A 17406-nucleotide genomic window follows, 5' to 3' on the forward strand; every position below is an offset into this window, starting at 1 on the left:
TTTTAGCCGCAACAGACGGTTGTTCAGCCTGCGGGTTATTCAAGTTTTAGTGATATTCAATCCAGTAGCTGTAGACTCGGCAAAATAAGCGCAGGCGGATACTGCTTATATTCGTCCGGTTGGTTGGATCGGTTAATCCATACGGCGCGCATGCCGAATCGTGCAGCTCCTGCAACATCCCAGCGATTGGATGATTGGAATGAGATTGCTGATGGGTAAAGCCGCCATTGCATCGTCATAAGTTCATAGACCGAAGGCGATGTTTTGTAGCGCTTTACGCTATCAGCGGAGATGACATCATCAAGCAGCACATCCAGCGCGGAGGATTTGACAGCAGCCTCGAGCATTTTGGGTGAACCGTTGGAGAGAATAGCTAATCGGGCGCCCCGGCTTTTGAGGCTTTTCAACGCGGCTGGCACTTCCGGGTAGCAATCAAGCTTCCAATAGGCTTCCAGCAAATCACTACGCAGCGCTTTATCGACTGACGGATAACGCGCAAAGGCGAAATCCAGCGCGTCTTCTGTAAGTTTCCAGAAATCCCGATATTCGCCCATCAGGCTCAGTGTCCATGAATATTCGAGCTGCTTTGTGCGCCAAAGCAGAGAAAACGCAGCGCCGTCTTGCCCCGCTTTATCCTCATATCTGCGCACAGCGGAATGCACATCAAACAATGTGCCATACGCGTCGAAAACATAAGAACTGTAGGACAACATTTTTCTCCGTTCGTGCATCAATCTCAAAAAAAGTAAAGTGAACCCTATCCTCATGCATTTTCAATAAAAATTCATTGATTTGGTGGGTGAATTTAGAAAATGCGCCATTGCCGCATGCGACGTTGAGGCCTATGTAGGTTGCGCACGCAAGTTTTAGGGCATGTGTTCGCACTGCCCATGGTCAGCTGCTCAAGGTAAGCTGAAAGACACAAGAGGAGAGTTCCGATGGCCTTTGAACTGCCCGCCCTTCCGTACGATTATGACGCACTTGCTCCGTTCATGTCGCGCGAAACGCTCGAATTCCACCACGACAAACACCATCAGGCTTATGTTACCAATGGTAACAAGCTGCTCGAAGGTTCAGGCCTTGAAGGCAAAAGCCTTGAAGAGATCGTGAAGGAAAGCTTCGGTAAGAATCAGGCGCTCTTCAACAATGCCGGTCAGCACTACAACCATCTCCATTTCTGGAACTGGATGAAAAAAGACGGCGGCGGCAAGAAGCTGCCAGGCAAGCTTGAAAAGGCTGTTGAGTCCGATCTCGGCGGATACGACAAGTTCCGCGAAGATTTCATTGCGGCTGGCGCTGGTCAGTTTGGTTCGGGCTGGGCATGGCTGTCTGTTAAGAACGGCAAGCTCGAAATCTCGAAGACCGCAAACGGCGAAAGCCCGCTGGTTCACGGCGCAACGCCTATCCTCGGCGTCGACGTATGGGAACATTCCTACTACATCGATTACCGCAACGCACGTCCGAAGTACCTTGAAGCTTTCGTTGATAGCCTCGTGAACTGGGATTACGTGCTCGAGCTTTACGAAAAGGCATAATTGCCGTTTCTTCGTGATCTGAGAGGACCCCGCGAAAGCGGGGTTTTTCTTTGCGGCTAATCCAGAGTTCAGCCCCCAAAGTGGTGGACACTTATGCATTCGATCCGGCCAGTTCAATTTCAATAAAACATGAATATAAATATCAAGATAATAATTATTCGATTTTAAGAATGGAACTCAGAAGAAAATAAACAATAGTATTTAATTCATGTTTTTCACAATTTCGTGTAATATTTGTAATACTCCCTTTAAATGCGGAATATTACTTTTGATCGTTGGGATTGTCTGTCGATTTGGTTGCTAAAGCGCGAATTGTATCGGATATTTCACCCAATATGAGTGTTGCTTGATTTTAGATGTGGAGGATGACATGCGTTCCTTTTTTCTCACTGTGAGTTCGGTTGCTTTGTTGGTTGCCGGTGTGGCGCATGCCGACGTGATTGCTGATCGTCAGGCCATCATGAAGGACATGGGGCGCTCAGTCGGGCAACTTGCACCAATGGTGAAGGGTGAGAAGCCTTTCGATGCGGCAGCAGCTCTTGCCGCGCTCGAAAAGATTGATGCCGACGCGAAGAAGTTTGATGTCGACACGTTGTTCCCTGCAGGATCCGATCAGGGCGATACAGAAGCTTCGGCAAAGATCTGGGCCAATAAGGAAGACTTCGTCAAGCACGTCGAAAAATTCCGCGCTGATGCCGCAGCAGCTGTCGCTGCAAAGCCTGCGAATCTCGATGCGCTGAAGCCGATTTTCCAGCAGGTCGCTGCCAATTGCGGCTCGTGCCATCAGGTCTATCGTGAAAAGAAGAACTGATTAGCAACATTATGGTCCGAAAACTCGCATATGTTGCTGGTGCCGTCGTTATCCTGGGTGCTGCTGCTTTCTGGGTGCTGACAACGCCTCAGACAGTTGATCAGTCTGTGATTGCATCTCTACAACCGGGTGACGCAACGAATGGCGAGCAGATTTTCTGGGCAGGTGGCTGTGCTTCATGCCATGCCGCCCCGGGCGCGACGGGCGATGCGCGTAAAGTTCTTGCTGGCGGACATGAACTGGCATCAGATTTTGGCACATTCATTGCGCCAAATATCTCGCCATCAGAACAGGGTATTGGTAACTGGACCTTACACGACTTTGCCAATGCAATGCTGGAAGGGACGGGGCGGGCTGGAGAGCATCTTTATCCGTCATTTCCATACACATCTTACGCTAAGATGAAGCCGCAAGATGTCGCCGATTTGTTTGTCTACATGAAAACGTTGCCAGAATCGGACAATGTCGCGGCGTCGCATAAACTTGCCTTTCCATTCAATATTCGACGTGGTCTCGGGCTTTGGAAACAGCTTCATCTTTCTGATAAGCCCGTCGTCGAACTGGCCAATGCATCTGATCAGGTTAAGCGCGGTCAATATCTCACCGAAGCGCTGGGGCATTGCGCGGAGTGTCATACACCCCGTAATGCCATTGGTGGGCTGGACACAAAGCAATGGATGGCAGGGGCGCTTTCACCGGAAACCGGCAGCGATGGTCGCAAAGGCATTGTGCCCAATATCACCTCGGGTGAGGGCGGTATTGGTGACTGGAGCGCGAACGACATTGCATATGCGCTTCAAAGCGGTTTTACGCCAGATTTTGATTCACTCGGCGGTTCAATGACTGATGTTATTACCAACATGGCACAGATAAGCGATGCGGATCGGGAGGCAATTGCAGCCTATCTTAAGGCGATCCCGGCGCATTCAAACGGCTATCCGTCCAATCGCTGATTAGCGTTTGGTGCAGCGAACGACAGTCGGCAGTCCGGCATTGGTGTATTTGCTTTGCATTGTATAGAGCCAGCCTTTGCATTCAGACATTGTCTGAAAACAGCGGAAGCGATCAACTGGTACCAATCCATCACTGCTGACGAACGGAGAGTCGTCCACACCACTGAATTGGCCAACAATAACACCACTGCCGCGCGGGGGCGTGTTGCAGCGTTGCCCGGCAAATTCGCTGACGTTTTTGCGAACCTGTGCCTGAGCAAGTGTTACGGGCGCCAACAAAGGAAAAGCGATAAGAGCGGTTAAAACTGCACGATGCATGATCTGATCTCCGCGTCTGTTGATTTAAATAATATAAGCCCAATGAAAATTCCCGGCAATTGAATTGCCGGGAGCGTTCGTAAGCCGACCTTGCTATGCTTTTCCGACTGCTTTGAGCGCAAAAGCATAGGTGTATGCCACTTCTTCGAGCCGGGAAAACCGGCCCGATGCACCAGCATGGCCCGCATCCATATTGATGCGGAAAAGCACCGGATGATCATCGGTTTTTAGTTCACGCAGCTTGGCAACCCACTTGGCAGGCTCCCAATAGGTAACGCGAGGATCTGTCAGACCTGCAACCGCCAGAATGCGCGGATAGGCTTGAGCCGTTACATTGTCGTAAGGCGAGTAAGCCGCGATCGTGCGATAATCAGCTTCCGAGGCTATAGGATTGCCCCATTCCGGCCATTCTGGTGGCGTGAGAGGCAAAGTATCATCGAGCATCGTGTTGAGAACATCAACAAACGGTACTTCGGCAATGATGCCGCCAAAGGCTTCCGGTGCAAGATTGGCAATTGCGCCCATCAGCATGCCACCTGCCGAACCGCCATGTGCAACAATACGATCGTGGCTTGTGAAGCCCTCGCTAACGAGGTGTTTTGCAGCAGCGATAAAGTCGGTAAACGTGTTGATCTTTTTTTCACGCTTGCCGTTTTCGTACCATGCGAAGCCTTTATCCTTGCCGCCGCGAATATGCGCGATAGCATACACGAAGCCTCGATCAACCAGAGATAGTCGTGATGTGCTGAAGCTTGCAGGCATGCTCATGCCATAGGAACCGTAACCATAAAGCAGGCACGGTGCCGATCCATCGAGCTTCGTGTCTTTGTGATAGATCAGCGATACGGGCACCAGTTCACCATCTTTGGCAGGTGCCAGAACACGACGCGTGACATAATCTGAAATGGTATGGCCTGAAGGAACTTCCTGCGTTTTGAGCAGCACACGCTCGCGCGTGTTCATATTGTAGTCGAAAAGCTGCTCAGGCGTGGTCATCGAAGAATAAGAGAAGCGGATTACATCCGTGTCATATTCTGCGCTGCCGTGCAGACCGAGCGAATAGGCTTCTTCATCGAATGCAATGGCGTGCTGTTCGCCGGACTTGCGGTCGCGGATCACGATACGCGGCAGGCCGTTATCGCGTTCCATCCAGACAAGATGATTTTTATAAGCACCATGCGACAGGATCAGGCGTCCAGGAACATGGGCGACGAGCTCTTCCCAGTTTTCCGGCTGCGGTGCGGATGCAGGTGCGCGCATGATCTTGAAGTCTTTGGCACCGTCGATGTTCGTCAGAATAAAGAATTCATCACCACCGGGTGCAATATCGTATTCGACGCCTGTTTTACGAGCCATGATCAGCAGCGGTTTTGCAGATGGATCGTTGGCCGGCAACAACCAAGATTCAGATGTCTCATGGTCGTGAATGTCGATGAAGATGAAATCATCGAGTGAAGAACCGCTGATTCCAACGAAGAAACCGGGGTCTTTCTCTTCAAAGATCAGCTTGTCCTGCGACTGATCGGTACCGATTAGATGATAGAAGACCTTGGACGGGCGGTGGTTTTCATCAAGCAAAGTATAGAAAAAGCCTTTGCTGTTTGCGTCCCAGCTGCCGCCGCCATTGGTATCCGTAAGGACATCTTCGAGATCCGACATTTTTTCGAGATCGCGAACTCTGAGTTTGTAAAATTCAGATCCCTTGTCGTCATAGCCCCAGATCAAACGATTGTGATCGGGGGAGTGATCAGCGGATGCGAGACGGAAATAGGCTTTGTCCTCCGCCTCCTTGTCGCCATCAAGCAGAATGGTCTCAGGACCGCCATCGCGTGGGGTGCGAATGAAATATGGCTGCTCGCCGCCGGTCCGGAAGGACGCGCCGTAGGCATAAGGACCATCCTTTGAAGGAATGGATGAATCGTCCTCCTTGATGCGACCACGCATCTCGGAAAAAAGCTGCTTTTGAAGTGCGTCTGTGTCTTGCATCAAAGCGGTCTGATACGCGTTTTCCGCCTCCAGATGCTCGCGGATTTCGGGCGCCAGAACAGATGGGTCTTTGAACACTTCCTGCCAGTTGTCCGCTCGGAGCCAGGCATAGTCATCAATGCGTGTGATGCCGTGGCGTGTGTCGCTCGCAGGTTGCTTTGGTGCTTTTGGTGGCTGAGGAAAATGAGTATCCTGTGGCATGTAAAATCCAGTAAAAAGCGAATGAAATCAGTCCGAACCGTTGTGCCGGTCCGGACCGTGAAACACAAGAATTAATCCTGATCAAACACCAGTGCGTTGCCATTCATGCAGTAACGCAGACCTGTGGGCGGCGGGCCATCGGGAAACACATGTCCGAGATGTGCGTCGCAATCCGAACAGCGGATCTCTGTGCGATTCATGCCATAGGAATGATCTTCAACTGCGAAAACTGCATCTGGTTCAATTGGTTGGTAAAAGCTAGGCCAACCTGTTCCAGACTCGTATTTCGTTTCCGACTTATAAAGCGGCTTATCGCAGCACACGCAGCGATACGTTCCATGAAGTGAGCTGTCAAAATTCGGGCTGGAGAAGGCGCGCTCGGTCCCGTGCTGGCGGGTGATCTGGTATTGAATGGGTGTGAGTTGTTCACGCCATTCTGCATCGGTTTTAATAACTTTCAGATGCCGGGTCTGATCAGTTGAATTAGACATTGTTTCCTCCTGTATTTGGAGCATTGCATTTTAGAAGTTCAAATTGTTCATTACTGGCTTAGCGAAAGATCTCTTGATTGCCCTTAGACATGGAAAGCCTAAGAGTTTCCCTTTGATAAAACGACGTCAAAAATTCGTCTTCTGGCGTATATAGTCTGATTTTGATGTACGTCGCTCAATAAACTGGTAAATCTTTTGTGTGCATGATCAGCTTTCAAAGCTATGCCTCATATATAGTTGTGGGAAGAATCGGATACGAGTTTATTTGTATAAAATATATTTGAGATTTGCCTTTTTGCTGCCTCAGTCATTATTCATGAATTTGCTCAACAAAAGATGGTTGTTTTAGCTGGCGTTAAAAGACTTGTCTCAAAAAAACGGTTGCTTAAGTTTGTCGTGTAAACTAAGGGAATTCTACAGACAATCTATCGTTTACCCCACATTTTGCGAATAGATTGCGGTGCGTCTGAGAGAGATGTGTAAGATGTGGCAGTCATTTTGACATTTCAGTTGCTCGTTTGAGTGCATTGTATTTGTTAAAACAAGAAGAAAATAGTTCTTTTAATGTAAAGTGTTTTGACAGCTCTATTGCAAATCCCACTATTCATTGTTATCTGCGATGCGGGCTAATGTTGGGCAGTGATTAAGAATTTGCGCAGATCGCATACAGTTTTTCGAACGCTGCGACCTGCCTGATATAAAGATCGACGATAAAGGAAAAGAAATGGAAAACCCTGAAATTTACGACGAGAGCGCAGAATTGCTGCTCAGCCTGACTGCTGAAGTTGTTGCCGCTTATGTTGGAAATAATTCTATTCGCGCAAGTGAACTGCCTCTGCTGATTTCCGAAGTACATTCTGCTTTTAAGAGCAATGTTGTTCGTGAAGAGGCACCTGTTGTCGTTGAAAAGCCAAAGCCGGCTGTAAACCCGAAGAAGTCGGTTCATGACGATTACATTATCTGCCTTGAAGACGGTAAGAAATTCAAGTCGCTCAAGCGCCACCTGATGACTCATTATAGCATGTCTCCTGAACAGTACCGCGAAAAGTGGGATCTTGATCCTAACTATCCAATGGTCGCTCCGAACTATGCTGCTGCACGTTCGCGCCTTGCAAAGAAGATGGGTCTTGGCCGTAAGCCTAAGGACGCATAATTGATCCGTTAGTTTTATCGGACGCTTGTTTTGTTATGAATTCAAATCGATCATAGCCCGGCACGGTGTGTCGGGCTATTTTATTTTAGAGCGCATCCCGAAAAGGGTGAAACGGTTTTTGGAGCAAGATGCGCGTAAAGAACAAAGCGATAGAGCATTTCTAATGATCCAGCGAAATTTGGAAATGCTCCAATTCAGCTATGTCGTTTGAATTACCGAAAATAAGCAACATGCTTTGGTTTGTTTCTTGATCGCGTAGTCATCGTTCTGCCCTGTAGCCTGTCGAGAGCCTGCTTTAAAGCAATATGCCTATTAAGGTCATAGCTCCAATGGCCTTTGATGCCTTTTAGGCGTTCCCGTTCAATAAGGCGGATAAGTTTGGTTTCAGCTTGATTTTTCTTATCTTTTGAAGCTTTGAGCAGCGTATCCATATCGATACCCGCTATGATCTGGAGTGCTGCACGCTGCATCGCTCCTAATTTTTCTTCATTGCGCGTAGCAATAAATTCCTTGCAAGCTTTTCGAAGGGCGAGTTCCATTTTGCATCTTTCGTCCGTTGCGTGTTTCTGACGACACAATGACGGAAGCTCCACAGGTGTGGATAAAATTCCTAGATTTTAATAAAATCAGTGGATATCCGATCCAAACGATGATTCAATAAACTTATCCCCGCTTGCATAATCCTCATTATAAGAAGATATTCCTATAACGGTGAGGAAAGATGAATGTCTCTGAAAACTCCGGATATCATCCATACCCGCGCAGAAGCTGTTGAGGCTTTAAAGGTCATTGCAGCGCGACACGGACGAACACTGAAACTGGATAATTCTGGTCCGGTTCTGGGGCGCAGGCGTCACGAAAAGAACGTAGAAATCTGCGAAGCACTGATAGATATGTTGTCCGCTTACTTTGGTGTTAGCGGTACTGAGTTGCGTTCACCTATGCGGTGCAGACGGGAAGTTGCACAGGTTCGACAATTGGGCATGTACTTAGCTCATACCTCTTTCGGTATGGTGATGGGTGAGGTGGCAGTTGGCTTTTCTCGGGAGCGCACGACGGTCATGTATGCATGCCATCTCGTTGAGGATCGGCGAGATGACCCGGATTACGATGCGGTGGTTTCCGCATTGGAAAAACTCGTAAACGTTGGATTCTCGGATTGGAGGATGGCAGCTTGAGTGAAATGTATTCGACGTCCGAAGCAAGAATCATCCGTTTTTTGAAACAAGGTGGATGCGAAGTCCAGGATTCTGTACGCGAAACCCATGTTTTGCTTGTAGCTGATCACGGTACAATTGCGGCAACGCGTAACGAGCTGGATGCGATGCGAAAGCGTGGCGTTTTGATTTGCAACAATGGTCGGCTTGTACTTGCGTCTCAAGCACGAAAAAATTCGGAGAAAAAGTCAGCTACCGCGCGTAAAACTGAAACTATAGAGCTTGAATATGGTGAGAGGGTTGAAATTAACCCGTCTGAATCGCCGTTGGCGAAGCTTTTCAGGCTTCGCAATGGTGCAGGTATAAGCTTTATTTCTGAGGATGAGTTTCGGGCAGGTGAACGGTTGCGATCAGATTTCACCCGGGGTTCTATGATGCCTTCGATTTCAGCGCGATGGGATGAAGGCGTTGGTAATACCTCCCGTTCGGGACCGGGAGGTATGGCTGAATTTACAGATATCGCGCTGGCAAGCCGGATGCGTGTTGAGCGCGCTTTAGAAGCCGTTGGACCTGAACTAAGCGGCGTGCTTATCGATGTTTGTTGCTTCTTAAAGGGGTTGGAACTCGTGGAGCGCGAGCGCCAATGGCCAGTTCGTTCCGGCAAAATGTTGCTCAAAATGGGGCTTTCGATGTTGCATCGGCATTATAATCCGCATTTAGGCAAGGAACCCCGCTCCACGGGTATTGTTCACTGGGGTGCAGAGGATTATCGCCCGGCAGCACGTCCACGGCAAAATTGATTGCTGCGATGCGTTTTCACCACATTGACCCCGTCAACAGTTTGAATAACAAAGTCATTCTGACGGGGGAAATATGTTCAGGACTCGCGATAAGCTTAAAGAGATTTTATCAAAGTTGGAGACACGCATCAGCAGCGAGCGCGTTTTCAGCCGCATTTATGCTAGCGCAGCCACTACAGAAGCTAGCGCGTCTGACGAGCGTCGTAATCTTGGGCGACTTGTTGGTCCGCTGGATGGTCGGATCATTTCGATCAAAGACTTGTTCGATAACAAAGGCGAGCCGACACTCGCTGGCTCTATTGTACGCAGAACTGCTGCGGTCGCGAGCGAAGACGCCGTAATCGTCGAGCGTTTAAGGGCAGCGGGTGCAGTCATTATCGGCAAAACGCATATGACTGAATTTGCGTTTACCGCCGTGGGCTTAAACCCGCATTATGGCGTGCCTGCAAATGCAATTGATCCGCACTATGTGCCGGGTGGTTCATCCTCGGGGGCAGCTGTCTCGGTCGCAGAAGGCACAAGTGAGATCGCTATCGGGTCCGACACGGGCGGATCAGTGCGGATTCCCGCCGCCCTGAACGGGCTGGTTGGCTTCAAACCCACTGCAAATCGAATTCCGCTGCGTGGTGTTTTTCCATTGGCACCTTCGCTTGATTCGATTGGCCCAATCGCCCAAACGGTCGCGGATTGTATTCTTGCAGATTCGGTAATGGCGGGAGATGAGCCAGTTTTACCAGTACCAAGGGCTTTGGACACATTAACGGTTGGCTTGCCGGAGGGTATGCTGCTCGCCGATATGGAATCGGACGTTTGTGATGCTTTCAAGCGCAGCCTTAAGATGCTTCAGGAGGCGGGGGCTCGGATCGTTTCATTTGAGTTGAATGATCTCATTCTTGAATTACGGAAGGCTGCTTCCATTGGCTCGATTGCGGCCCTTGAAGCGAGCCATATCCATGCGGATACATGGTTGAAAGACCCTGACGCCACCGTCGACGAACGTGTGAAACATACACTCGCAAAACGTCTGAAAGTGTCCGAAAAAGACTATCACAGCCTTATGCAGACACGGCAAAGATTGATTGCTGAAATGAATCGGCGGCTTGCAGGTATAGATTTCTTGGTGACGCCGACAACGCCAATCGTTGCACCGACCATTGCGTCAGTTATTGACGATCCTGTCGCGTATGAGCGCGTTGAAGACCTACTCTTGCGTAACACGCAGATCGCTAACCAGTTCGATCTTTGCAGTATAACGCTGCCAATGCCGGTAACTGGAATGCCAGTTGGGCTTATGCTAACGGCGCGCAACAGCGCGGATAAGGAATTGCTCGCCGCCGCACTTTCTGTCGAAAAACTATTAAGCTGATGCTTTGAGTGCCTCTGCATCGCGACGGATACGCGCCACCATCGAGCGCAAACCATTGGAGCGCTGCGGTGTCAGATGTTCATCCAAACCCAGCTTCTTGAGAACCTCTTCCGGGTCGGATGCCACGATTTCGGAAGCTTTGCGCCCCGAATAAAAGGCGAGCACAATAGCGACCAGACCGCGCACAATATGCGCGTCGGAATCACCGAGAAAGTCGATAACCGGGTCAGAACCTTCATGCGGAATGGTTTTGAGCCAGACCTGACTAACACAACCCTGAACTTTGTGCGCAGCATCGCGAGCATCGTCGGGATAGGCGGGGAGTTCTTTCCCGAGATCAATCACATAGCGATAGCGATCTTCCCAATCGTCGAGAAATTCGAAGTCGGAAATGATGCTGTCGATTGTCGTGGTCATGATATCTGCTCAAGTTGGGTCACTGTTCGCTTGTCTATATAAGGACAAAGCGCGCGAACGTCACCCCAAACCATCAATTGTGAGAGGGAATTGCGCCCGTTGTTGAGCGATCAAGTGCCCGAAGCACTTCAGCGCGGGGAGTGGGGATCGGGATTTTCGAGATCGCATGCTGCGCTGGCTGAACCGAAACTTGCTGCGGAGCCATAGGTTCTGGTGCGGCTGGCGTTTCGTTTGGAGGCTTTGTGCCAAAACGGTCACTTAGATATTCAAGCACACCGCCAGTGCGTTCCATTGCGCCGCTTGCGGCATTGGACAGAAAAGATGCGCCGTTTTCGCACAGTGAAGGGTTGTTTACGCAGAGCTTGCCGAGTTCCAGCGCGGTTTTTCCATTTGAAAGCAGCTGGTCGATTTGGTCCGGTTCAGTCTTAGATGTCGCACTAACTGGTTTCTGAGCTGGTGTGTTTTCGTCGTCCGCAGGAAAAAAGTGCGGCATTATTAGAAATGCCAGCGACAGCCAGATTGCGGATTTGATGAGAAAACGGATCATTGCGCTCGAATGTGTTGCCGGGATTGGCAAAAACATTCTTCACTATAATTGAAAAGATTCCGTAACCGACAGAATCAAAGGTTTCGAGTGTCACTGAACGGCTAAGCGGTTCGGCATAGCATCTGCTTCATCCACCTTCTGTTTACCATAGTGGGAAAACTCTGGCTCGAGACTGTCAGATTTCGCATCAATCCGCTCATCGCGGCTTTGTTTTATCGTTTCTTTAAAGCCTCGGCTGCATTCTGCCATCAACAGGCCAATCCCTGATGGATGTGCCGAATGAGTATTGAGTGAGTAAGGCAAGTTGAGCGCCATTCTTTTGAACGCAGTGGAGAAAGCAGGCACGAAAGTGCAGGCGCTTGCGCGTTTTTACGAACGTTTTTGCCAGCGCTGGACTGATCGTTCAGATGCTTCTACGATTCGCATCGTCGGTTCGTTCATGCTTTTGCCGGTGCTGCTGTTTATAGCGGTCTTGGCATCGGGTATTGCAAATGACTTTGCGACATTCGCCGTACTCGCACCAAGTTTCGCAGGCGCTGCGATGATATTCTGCGCTTTGAGCCTGATGGGCGTGAATGCTGCGGTTCTTGGAACGCTGAATTTTGCCGCATACGGCGCTGGTCTTGGCACAATCGCAGCACTTACCAATGGCAGCAGCATCGTGCTCTGGGTGATGGCGGCAGCCTTTCCATTCGAAGCATGGCTGGTTAGCCGTAAACCACTTGCGGCACTCGCAGCTGTTGGTGCGACGGCTCTCATTTTCGGTGCTGCTGGTCTTTCTGTCGCGAGCATGTCGTCCGCTGCACTCATCATTTCTCTCGTCTACATAACAAGCCTTATTGCTCGGAGTTCAACGGTTCGAACAGTGGTGGTTTCGGTACCAGAAGTTTCGCCAAAGCCTGTTGTAGCGGCTGGTGACATTGTGATGACACTCGACGCTGAAGGTATTGTTTTCGAAATCGAAAGTGCGTCCGCGGCATCTCTTGGTGTTCAGCCTGCAATGTTGGAAGGCGTTGCATTGCTTGACCGCGTTCATGTCGCTGATCGCGTCCAATATGTTTCTTTGCTTGCTGAACTACGCTCTGGTCGTAACGCGCGTCCTGCCGATGTGCGCCTTCGCACAGTTGAAGACGGCAATACTGTTTTCCTGTCATTCCGCATGGAAGGTGTTGCAAAGAATGGCATGATCACGCTGGTTGGGCGTTCGCTGGAAGGTGAGCATCGGCTGCTTGAAGAAATTACAGCATTGAAAGCTGAGCTAGAAGCAGAACGTATTGGCAAGGGTCGTCTGCTGGCAACCGTCAGCCATGAGCTGCGTACCCCGCTCAATTCGATCATCGGTTTCTCGGATATGCTTACGCATGAAATGGGCTGCCAGTTGCAGGATGAAAAGCAGCGCGAATATGCGGGGCTTATCCATAAGTCTGGTCATTATCTGCTCGAACTGGTCAACTCCGTTCTCGATAATTCGAAGCTTGAAACCGGCACTTATCGGATTGAACCGCAGAGCTTTGCTTTCCGCGAAGCCGCTGATTTGTGCGCGTCGGTTATGCTGCCACAGGCCGAAAAGAAGGGCATCGCTTTCTGCCATCGTGTGAATACGACGACCGGTGATGTGGTCGCAGATCGCCGTGCGGTTCAGCAGATTTTGCTCAATCTGGCAGCCAATGCTGTGAAGTTCACGCCGTCGGGTGGTTGCGTCACCATTGATGCATCGCGCGTTGTGATTGATGGACGACCGCAGCTCGAAATCGTTGTTGCAGATACAGGAATTGGCATTGAGCCGGAAGATATGCAGCGCATCGGATCGCCATTCGTGCGAGCAGATAATCAATATACGCGCGCGCAAGAGGGAACAGGCCTTGGCCTTTCGGTGGTCCGGGGATTGGTAGAGCTGCATCAGGGCTCGATGAATATTAAAAGCTGTGTGGGCGAAGGAACAGTTGTGACTGTTCATCTGCCGGTTGCAGGCCCGCAGAAACTATTTGATCAGGATTCTTTGGGAGAAGAAGACCAACAGCAACTTGGCACGGTCATCGATATGCACCGTCACCAGGGAGAACGGAACAATGAGTGGCACAAAGACGAAAACCGTGAACAGAGCAAGACGCGGATCGACGCGCAAGCCCGCAAAACGGCCTAGTCTCGGACGTCGTCTGCTTCAAGTCTTTTTCAGTTCGGCTTCGGCGCTGGCGATGGTCGCTGGCAACTTTATCGTGCGCAACCCTGTGCTGACTGGAGGCGCAACGGCTTTTGCAGTCGTTATGGGCTTTGTTTCGGCGAATGCGCTTTGGTATCAGCCTGAAGCACATAATGCTGTCTTCTTCAAAACCCGTACGGACTTTGTCTTCAAGGCGACGCCACGCGCCTATCTGCCCGGAACCGCTCCTGACCATAAGCAGGAAGCGACAGTAAACGTTCAGCCTGTTGAAACGCTAACACAAAGTCAGACAGAAACAGCCGAGATTTCGCCGGATCGCTTGCAGCTAACCGGCTCAATCGATGAAATGTTGCCAGCACTCGCACCCAATGCGGATGTTGAAATTGCTCGTCTGCAGCAACGATTGCTGACGCTCGGTATCTATCAAGGCGCTGTTGACGGCTTTACAGGTCCGCAGACGCGTGAAGCTATTGAGCGCTGGCAGGCATTACAGAAAAAAGTCGGAGCGCCGGCGCAAAGCGGTGCAGTTACAGCTCCGAAAGAAGATGATGTCGCGAAGTTGATAGATACAGCTGTGCCAACACCACGGCCTCAGCCTGGAATTCAAAAGGTCGAAACATCTGCAAAGCGTGCGCCTGATCTGGCATCTCTGGAAAGAAAACCCGCGCAGCCCAAGAAGCAGCCAGTTGAATTGGCGGCATTCCAACCGCAGGCAAAAATTTCTTCGCAGGATATCGTCCGCGTTCAGGCTGGCCTTAAGGCGTTTGGCAATGAAATGGTCAGCGTTGACGGTGTTCCTGGCAAATCGACACAGGATGCTATTCGCGAGTTTCAGAAACTGTTCAAACTGCCTGTAACTGGCGAAGTTGATGCTGCGTTGATTTCTAAAATGCGCGAAATTGGCCTGATCAGCTGATACGGGATAAGCTATGCGCCTGACATCGGATTTCTGGGTTTCTGCACTGCTCCGCAAAGTGCAGGGGAACGGCGGCTTTGCTTATTTGGCGCGTCGCGGCTCTAAGGAAGCGGGAGCGATTTTCATCAAGGTCAGCTCACGCTTGGGCACCTGCGACCTTTATTCACCCGCGCCGCAGACTTCTTATGAAGAAGATAGCGATGGTGAACGCATGTTTTTGCGCATTCTTCATGATGTCGATGATCTTAAAGTCAGTGAGCGGATGGAGCGGGAAACCCGTTTTGATCCTGATCTCTGGTTGATCGAGTTGGAAGATGTAGCCGATCCGACCAATCTTTTCTCAGTCGCTTTGGACGACTTATAGGCTGCTTCGAATAGAGGCAGAATCGACATCCGCAGCTGTAACCATCTCGCGCAATTTGCTGCGCAATGCTTTTGACATGTCGTCAGCTTTCCAGCGACGGACGAGCATGACAGCTTTTTCCTGATCAATTGAACGATAGATATGAATAAATTCGCGCAAGCCATCACGATCAGCGGCAACTGGTCCGAGGACTGCCGACATAATCATGAAACATTCGGATGCCGACATGCCGAGCGCGCGCAATGCTATCGGCAGATGTGAGTCCGGCCATTTTCCTATGATGCGATCGGCACGATCAAAAGACACATCCAGCGAATCAGCGAGAGCAGTGCGGAAAATCTGATCATCAATCAGTAGCGCTGTATCAATCAGGTGTTCCGGTGTCGCAAGCGCGCCGGGATTGAAAAAAGAGACTTGTGGTGCTTCTTCGCCCGCGCGTTCATCCTCATTGACATCCGAAAAGCTGACCGACTTCCCTGTTTCAATGCCGGCAAGCTTCTCTTGTAAAGCAAGCAGACGGTCGATCACGGCATCATTGAAGCTGCGCAACACACCTTTGAGCAGAGGGTCGCCCGACTGCCTGCGTGCGATGGCACGGGCATGCGCAAGTCCATTTTTGCTGATAATATCGAGAAGGTCTTGAGGCCTTAAAGCTGCCGAGCGTAGTAAAACCGGCGCAGATATTTCAACAGGCTCATTAGCCAGAGCGAGGACCAGACGACGCGGCGCATCTTCGATTTGTGCAATCGCATTGGCTGCTTGTCGTTTGCCACGCAAAGTGGCGCGATCAAGAAGCGGGAATGCGAGATCTTCAAGCTGATGGGCGTCTTGTCTGCCGGGGCGCGTCAAAGAGGCAAACGCAGCTATTGCAGCGACCAGAAGGTCGTCCGCTTTGCTGCCCTCAGCTCTCGAATTTGACTGGTTCCGATTGCCTGAAATCTCTTCCAGAACGCGGAACTGATCGTTTGTCACGCAGGGTACTCCGGTAGGCAAAAACTATGAACGCGGCCTGCCGCATGTCGGCGTCATGGATAATAATTATGAAGCCTTAGCAACTCATTAACCGTGCGCGAGAAAGCATCTGTTTTGAGACAGTTAACTTGCCTCATAAGTTGAACAACGCGCTTGATTGAAGAAACTTTGCAGCTGCTGGCTCCAACTTTCATCAGGAACGAAGCTGCGTAGAACAACTGCACCTTCGCTAATATCCTGTTCGATAATGATCGACCGACCATCATTCTGAATGCCTTCTGAGCGCAGCGCAGCAATACCGATTGAATCAGCAATAATCAGATCGAGCTGTCGGTCACCGGCGACACTATCATTCAAACTGTAAAGATTGTCGCCATTTGGTGCATAAATGGAGAGCGACCAGAAGGGCAGGTTACCTTTCGTCGTGATATGCACAGGGCCATCCGTCAAATCGAACCGGCACCCAGCCTGCCGCATGAGTGGATCCTGGTCACTCACAAGGCCGGATGTATCGGAGAGCACATGGAAGCGATAGGCGTCACCGAGCGTTTCGAGATGTGACCATGCGTTTTTGCTCGAATAAAAGGGCACCAGCAGCAAGACGGCGATATGCACAATCGCCGCACCAACCACACCAAGAAGAAGCAGGCGCAGGACTTTAGTCACGGCACGCCTCCGTGTTCGCTAGGGGCGTGATGCGCGGCATAATAAGATCAACCAGACCGGAAGAACTGGCGGCGGGCGTATCATAGAGTGTCATGACCAACACAAAATTGCCTGCGTCTTCCACGGGTAACCAGTTATCAGGGCTGGCGTCGGGGCTGATGGTAATTTTCACGCTGCCGTCGTGTTCATACAGCACCTCGCGCGAGTACAAGGCTGGTTGCAAACCCGCGCGTGGTTTTATCGGTTCAAGATCGGTATTGGCGGGATAAAGTGTCCAGAACCGTGCAGAAGGAGTGAAACCGCTCAAGCTATAGCTGCATCCCCGTCGCAATTCGCGCCCATTGCTATCCCGGCGCGCATAAAAGGGGAGGCCTTCGGCGGTGCCGAGCGCGAGATAGGCTTTGCGCGCTGCACGGGCTTTCGAATAAGGGTCTGCCTCTGTGGTTCCAGCGGCTGGATAAGCATTCCATGCGCCGAGCTGCAACTCACCGAAGCCATCGAAATGTTCCAGCGCATAATCGGTTGCACATATGCCGCCACCAAGCGCAATAACGAGTACCGTAATGACTTTGAGGATTGTTTTCAGCATTCT

General features: G+C 50.6%; 21 protein-coding genes. 10 read left to right on the top strand and 11 right to left on the bottom strand.

Annotated features, from left to right (window positions below):
- Nucleotides 1-56: 56 nt before the first annotated feature.
- Nucleotides 57-710 carry a haloacid dehalogenase type II gene (locus U2P60_RS12470; protein ID WP_313828606.1) on the bottom strand — a complete coding sequence of 218 codons (654 nt, stop codon included), beginning with the start codon at nt 708-710 and terminating at the stop codon, nt 57-59.
- 228 nt (nt 711-938) lie between these two features.
- Between U2P60_RS12470 and U2P60_RS12475 the strand changes: the two genes are divergently transcribed.
- From U2P60_RS12475 to U2P60_RS12485, 3 genes are all read left to right on the top strand, one after another.
- Entirely contained in the window at nt 939-1535 is a 597-nt protein-coding gene (locus U2P60_RS12475; protein WP_007874131.1) for a superoxide dismutase, read from the top strand.
- 370 nt (nt 1536-1905) lie between these two features.
- Nucleotides 1906-2346, top strand: coding sequence for a c-type cytochrome (locus tag U2P60_RS12480; RefSeq protein ID WP_413572874.1), 441 nt, complete (start codon nt 1906-1908; stop codon nt 2344-2346).
- 11 nt (nt 2347-2357) lie between these two features.
- Entirely contained in the window at nt 2358-3299 is a 942-nt protein-coding gene (locus tag U2P60_RS12485) for a c-type cytochrome (RefSeq protein WP_413572875.1), read from the top strand.
- Here U2P60_RS12485 and U2P60_RS12490 read toward each other — a convergent pair whose 3' ends face one another.
- From U2P60_RS12490 to msrB, 3 genes are all read right to left on the bottom strand, one after another.
- Nucleotides 3300-3617, bottom strand: a complete 318-nt coding sequence (locus U2P60_RS12490; RefSeq protein WP_313828158.1) for a hypothetical protein — start codon at nt 3615-3617, stop codon at nt 3300-3302. It abuts the gene before it with no gap.
- 93 nt (nt 3618-3710) lie between these two features.
- On the bottom strand, nt 3711-5804 hold the full coding sequence (locus U2P60_RS12495; protein WP_413572876.1) for a S9 family peptidase: 2094 nt from the start codon (nt 5802-5804) through the stop codon (nt 3711-3713).
- A 71-nt stretch (nt 5805-5875) separates the two neighbouring features.
- Nucleotides 5876-6295 carry a peptide-methionine (R)-S-oxide reductase MsrB gene (gene msrB / locus U2P60_RS12500; protein ID WP_313828160.1) on the bottom strand — a complete coding sequence of 140 codons (420 nt, stop codon included), beginning with the start codon at nt 6293-6295 and terminating at the stop codon, nt 5876-5878.
- Between the two features lie 724 nt (nt 6296-7019).
- On the opposite strand from msrB, the gene U2P60_RS12505 reads away from it, so the two are divergent.
- A complete protein-coding gene (locus tag U2P60_RS12505) occupies nt 7020-7448 on the top strand; it encodes a MucR family transcriptional regulator (protein ID WP_310010701.1) in 429 nt (142 codons plus the stop codon).
- A 212-nt stretch (nt 7449-7660) separates the two neighbouring features.
- Here the strand turns inward: U2P60_RS12505 and U2P60_RS12510 are convergent, their stop codons facing one another.
- Nucleotides 7661-7987: a cytoplasmic protein gene (locus tag U2P60_RS12510; RefSeq protein ID WP_413572877.1), complete on the bottom strand. Its 327-nt coding sequence runs from the start codon at nt 7985-7987 to the stop codon at nt 7661-7663.
- Between the two features lie 186 nt (nt 7988-8173).
- Between U2P60_RS12510 and U2P60_RS12515 the strand changes: the two genes are divergently transcribed.
- The 3 genes from U2P60_RS12515 to U2P60_RS12525 all read left to right on the top strand — a co-directional run bounded on the left by U2P60_RS12515 (nt 8174) and on the right by U2P60_RS12525 (nt 10771).
- The gene (locus U2P60_RS12515) at nt 8174-8626 is read left to right on the top strand and encodes a helix-turn-helix domain-containing protein (protein WP_409558633.1); all 453 of its coding nucleotides are present in this window, start codon (nt 8174-8176) and stop codon (nt 8624-8626) included.
- Nucleotides 8623-9405 carry a DUF6456 domain-containing protein gene (locus U2P60_RS12520; protein ID WP_413572878.1) on the top strand — a complete coding sequence of 261 codons (783 nt, stop codon included), beginning with the start codon at nt 8623-8625 and terminating at the stop codon, nt 9403-9405. Before U2P60_RS12515 ends, U2P60_RS12520 begins: the two co-directional genes overlap by 4 nt.
- 73 nt (nt 9406-9478) lie before the next feature.
- Nucleotides 9479-10771: an amidase gene (locus U2P60_RS12525; protein WP_413572879.1), complete on the top strand. Its 1293-nt coding sequence runs from the start codon at nt 9479-9481 to the stop codon at nt 10769-10771.
- On the opposite strand, the gene U2P60_RS12530 is transcribed toward U2P60_RS12525, so the two are convergent.
- The 3 genes from U2P60_RS12530 to U2P60_RS12540 form a co-directional block, all read right to left on the bottom strand.
- Nucleotides 10763-11188 (bottom strand): SufE family protein, encoded by a 426-nt coding sequence (locus U2P60_RS12530; RefSeq protein ID WP_310010698.1) that lies wholly within the window; start codon nt 11186-11188, stop codon nt 10763-10765. The two genes, U2P60_RS12525 and U2P60_RS12530, sit on opposite strands and share 9 nt — an antisense overlap.
- A gap of 73 nt (nt 11189-11261) precedes the next feature.
- Nucleotides 11262-11681 (bottom strand): hypothetical protein, encoded by a 420-nt coding sequence (locus tag U2P60_RS12535; RefSeq protein ID WP_413572880.1) that lies wholly within the window; start codon nt 11679-11681, stop codon nt 11262-11264.
- A gap of 144 nt (nt 11682-11825) precedes the next feature.
- Nucleotides 11826-12050, bottom strand: a complete 225-nt coding sequence (locus U2P60_RS12540) for a hypothetical protein (protein ID WP_413572881.1) — start codon at nt 12048-12050, stop codon at nt 11826-11828.
- Here U2P60_RS12540 and U2P60_RS12545 point away from each other — a divergent pair.
- From U2P60_RS12545 to U2P60_RS12555, 3 genes are read left to right on the top strand one after another with little or no spacing between them, the layout of a single operon-like run.
- A complete protein-coding gene (locus U2P60_RS12545; protein WP_413572882.1) occupies nt 12040-13878 on the top strand; it encodes a sensor histidine kinase in 1839 nt (612 codons plus the stop codon). The genes U2P60_RS12540 and U2P60_RS12545 overlap by 11 nt on opposite strands.
- A complete protein-coding gene (locus U2P60_RS12550) occupies nt 13805-14812 on the top strand; it encodes a peptidoglycan-binding protein (RefSeq protein ID WP_413572883.1) in 1008 nt (335 codons plus the stop codon). Before U2P60_RS12545 ends, U2P60_RS12550 begins: the two co-directional genes overlap by 74 nt.
- 13 nt (nt 14813-14825) lie before the next feature.
- Nucleotides 14826-15176, top strand: a complete 351-nt coding sequence (locus U2P60_RS12555; protein WP_413572884.1) for a DUF1491 family protein — start codon at nt 14826-14828, stop codon at nt 15174-15176.
- On the opposite strand, the gene U2P60_RS12560 is transcribed toward U2P60_RS12555, so the two are convergent.
- The 3 genes from U2P60_RS12560 to U2P60_RS12570 form a co-directional block, all read right to left on the bottom strand.
- Nucleotides 15171-16148 (bottom strand): DUF2336 domain-containing protein, encoded by a 978-nt coding sequence (locus U2P60_RS12560; RefSeq protein WP_413572885.1) that lies wholly within the window; start codon nt 16146-16148, stop codon nt 15171-15173. The genes U2P60_RS12555 and U2P60_RS12560 overlap by 6 nt on opposite strands.
- A 123-nt stretch (nt 16149-16271) precedes the next feature.
- A complete protein-coding gene (locus U2P60_RS12565) occupies nt 16272-16814 on the bottom strand; it encodes a hypothetical protein (RefSeq protein ID WP_413572886.1) in 543 nt (180 codons plus the stop codon).
- Nucleotides 16807-17403 carry a DUF1214 domain-containing protein gene (locus U2P60_RS12570; RefSeq protein WP_413572887.1) on the bottom strand — a complete coding sequence of 199 codons (597 nt, stop codon included), beginning with the start codon at nt 17401-17403 and terminating at the stop codon, nt 16807-16809. The genes U2P60_RS12565 and U2P60_RS12570 overlap by 8 nt, the downstream gene beginning before the upstream one ends.
- Nucleotides 17404-17406: the final 3 nt, after the last annotated feature.

Origin of the sequence: Brucella sp. H1_1004 (genome assembly GCF_047308065.1) — a bacterium.
GTDB lineage: Bacteria > Pseudomonadota > Alphaproteobacteria > Rhizobiales > Rhizobiaceae > Brucella > Brucella pseudogrignonensis_B.

What these genes read in the sequence shown, in the direction of transcription:
- U2P60_RS12535 (WP_413572880.1), bottom strand. Translation starts at nt 11,681, where the DNA reads ATGCCGCACTTTTTTCCTGCGGACGACGAAAACACACCAGCTCAGAAA.
- U2P60_RS12550 (WP_413572883.1), top strand. Translation starts at nt 13,805, where the DNA reads ATGAGTGGCACAAAGACGAAAACCGTGAACAGAGCAAGACGCGGATCG.
- U2P60_RS12555 (WP_413572884.1), top strand. Translation starts at nt 14,826, where the DNA reads ATGCGCCTGACATCGGATTTCTGGGTTTCTGCACTGCTCCGCAAAGTG.
- U2P60_RS12490 (WP_313828158.1), bottom strand. Translation starts at nt 3,617, where the DNA reads ATGCATCGTGCAGTTTTAACCGCTCTTATCGCTTTTCCTTTGTTGGCG.
- U2P60_RS12525 (WP_413572879.1), top strand. Translation starts at nt 9,479, where the DNA reads ATGTTCAGGACTCGCGATAAGCTTAAAGAGATTTTATCAAAGTTGGAG.
- U2P60_RS12570 (WP_413572887.1), bottom strand. Translation starts at nt 17,403, where the DNA reads ATGCTGAAAACAATCCTCAAAGTCATTACGGTACTCGTTATTGCGCTT.
- U2P60_RS12495 (WP_413572876.1), bottom strand. Translation starts at nt 5,804, where the DNA reads ATGCCACAGGATACTCATTTTCCTCAGCCACCAAAAGCACCAAAGCAA.
- U2P60_RS12540 (WP_413572881.1), bottom strand. Translation starts at nt 12,050, where the DNA reads ATGGCGCTCAACTTGCCTTACTCACTCAATACTCATTCGGCACATCCA.
- U2P60_RS12485 (WP_413572875.1), top strand. Translation starts at nt 2,358, where the DNA reads ATGGTCCGAAAACTCGCATATGTTGCTGGTGCCGTCGTTATCCTGGGT.
- msrB (WP_313828160.1), bottom strand. Translation starts at nt 6,295, where the DNA reads ATGTCTAATTCAACTGATCAGACCCGGCATCTGAAAGTTATTAAAACC.
- U2P60_RS12505 (WP_310010701.1), top strand. Translation starts at nt 7,020, where the DNA reads ATGGAAAACCCTGAAATTTACGACGAGAGCGCAGAATTGCTGCTCAGC.
- U2P60_RS12480 (WP_413572874.1), top strand. Translation starts at nt 1,906, where the DNA reads ATGCGTTCCTTTTTTCTCACTGTGAGTTCGGTTGCTTTGTTGGTTGCC.
- U2P60_RS12515 (WP_409558633.1), top strand. Translation starts at nt 8,174, where the DNA reads ATGTCTCTGAAAACTCCGGATATCATCCATACCCGCGCAGAAGCTGTT.
- U2P60_RS12475 (WP_007874131.1), top strand. Translation starts at nt 939, where the DNA reads ATGGCCTTTGAACTGCCCGCCCTTCCGTACGATTATGACGCACTTGCT.
- U2P60_RS12510 (WP_413572877.1), bottom strand. Translation starts at nt 7,987, where the DNA reads ATGGAACTCGCCCTTCGAAAAGCTTGCAAGGAATTTATTGCTACGCGC.
- U2P60_RS12530 (WP_310010698.1), bottom strand. Translation starts at nt 11,188, where the DNA reads ATGACCACGACAATCGACAGCATCATTTCCGACTTCGAATTTCTCGAC.